General features: G+C 74.0%; 3 protein-coding genes. All 3 read left to right on the top strand.

Annotation, left to right across the window (positions count from 1 at the left end):
• On the top strand, positions 1–811 hold an 811-nt coding region (locus AB0C29_RS45935; protein ID WP_360834328.1), incomplete at its 5' end, for an FAD-binding oxidoreductase.
• A gap of 68 nt (positions 812–879) precedes the next feature.
• A complete protein-coding gene (locus AB0C29_RS45930) occupies positions 880–1,116 on the top strand; it encodes a hypothetical protein (RefSeq protein ID WP_360834326.1) in 237 nt (78 codons plus the stop codon).
• A gap of 109 nt (positions 1,117–1,225) precedes the next feature.
• A partial coding sequence (locus AB0C29_RS45925; RefSeq protein ID WP_360834324.1) for a hypothetical protein occupies positions 1,226–1,958 on the top strand: 733 nt, incomplete at its 3' end.

Below are 1,958 nucleotides of genomic sequence, written 5' to 3'. Positions count from 1 at the left end.
GTGCGGTGCCGCCGGGGTGCTCGGCGGCACGTTCAGCCCCGACTGCGCGTCGCTGCAGCCGGCCGCCCTGGTCCGCGGACTGGCGGCCGCCGTAGAGCGCCGGGGCGTCGCGATCCACGAGGGCACCCGGGCGCTGCGGCTGTCGCGCGGCGCGGTCGTCACCGACCACGGCACGGTACGCGCGGACGTGGTGGTCCGGGCCCTGGAGGGCTACACCGCCGCCCTGGCGGGACACCGGCGCACCCTCGCCCCGGTGTACTCCCTGATGATCGCCACCGAGCCGCTGCCGCCCGAGGTGTGGGAGCGGATCGGCCTGGCCCGGCGTGAGACGTTCACCGACCACCGGCACCTGATCGTCTACGGCCAGCGGACCGCCGACGACCGGCTGGCGTTCGGCGGGCGGGGTGCGCCGTACCACTTCGGCTCGCGGGTGCGCCCGGCGTACGACCGCGAGCCCGGCGTCTTCGCGGCGCTGCGCAAGGCCCTGACCGACCTTTTCGGCATCGACCCGCCGATCGCGTACCGGTGGGGCGGGCCGCTGGGCATCCCCCGCGACTGGATGCCCTCGGTCGGCCTGGCCGACGGCCTGGCCTGGGCCGGCGGCTACGTCGGCGACGGCGTCGCGGCGGCCAACCTGGCCGGGCGCACCCTGGCCGACCTGATCACCGGTACGGACTCAGAACGCACCCGGCTGCCGTGGACCGGCCACCGCTCCCGCGCCTGGGAGCCGGAACCGCTGCGCTGGCTCGGCATCAACGCCGCCCTGCACGGAACGGCCCTGCGCGACGCCTGGGAAATCGCCCGCAAATAGTGGTGCAGATCCGCGCGACCCTGCCGATGGGGTGGCCCGACAGTCAGCGACGACGACAGGGGTTCACCATGGCAGTCGAGGCCATCGGCTCGACGGGGTCCAGCACGCCCAGCGCCCGCACCGAGTTCCAGCGCATCCAGCAGAAGCTGGCCGACGACCTGGCGGCGAAGGCGGCCGAGAAGGTCGCCGCCAAGGACAAGGCGGTCCTCACCCGGACCGAGGAGGACTCCCTCAAGGAACGCCAGACGACCAGCAAGACGCTGGACATCGGGCAGCTCGGCAGCGCCCTGGACCTGATCATCTGAGGCCTCCACCGCAGGCGACACGCACCGGATAAAAGCCGCCAAACGGCCACAATGGCCGGCCGGCGTCGTAGCATCCGGTGTCCGCGTCGCCCAGTCCCGGAGTCGCCTCATGTCCGGCCGGCTCGCCCTGGTGACCACGCTGGTCCTCGCGGCCGCGCCGGGTGCAGCGGTCGCGGCACCACCGGACCCCGCGGCACTTGAAGCGGTCACCGAACTCGTCGACGGCGAGATGTGGCAGAAGGTGACCTACCCGGTGCACCGCGGCGAGGAGGTCATCGCGCCGCTCGGCGTGATCAGTGTGCAGGCCGCACCCGTCCGCGGCCTGGTCGCCGAGGTGCGGGCGTACGGCGACCTGACGTTCACCCGGCACTACCGCAACTGCTGGTACACGACCGGGACCGACGCGGAGATCGCCTGGTGCCAGTTCGACGACGCGGTCGTGCCCGGGCACGGCGGGCTGACCCTCGAGGCCCCGATGGTCTCGGTACGGCCGGACGCCGCGCCTGGGAACGTCCACGGGCTGCCGTTCCGCTGGCAGAGCCTGAGCTGGGCGGCCTCCCGCGGCGGTCTGCGCAAGGTGGTCGACTACTTCAAGGTGCCGGGCGCCGCGGTGACCCGGGGCACCGACGGTGTTGTCGGGCTGCGGGCGCGGGCGCTACCGATGGCCGACATCCGGACCAACGGCAACTTCGCTCCGCTGGAACTGGTCAACGGCCCGGCCCCGGCGAGCCCCTCGACCTCCCCCGGAGCCGGCGAGGACCCCGGCGCGGAGCCCGGCGGCGCGAATCCCGGCGGCGCGGGCCTGCCGATAACTGGCAGCCGGACCACCAGAACGGCCGGCC

Source organism: Actinoplanes sp. NPDC048791 (assembly GCF_040650095.1).
Lineage (GTDB): Bacteria > Actinomycetota > Actinomycetes > Mycobacteriales > Micromonosporaceae > Actinoplanes.
Note: the sequence above shows the minus strand (reverse complement) of the source record. Positions and strands in the feature narration are given on the sequence as shown.

What these genes read in the sequence shown, in the direction of transcription:
- AB0C29_RS45930 (WP_360834326.1), top strand. Translation starts at nt 880, where the DNA reads ATGGCAGTCGAGGCCATCGGCTCGACGGGGTCCAGCACGCCCAGCGCC.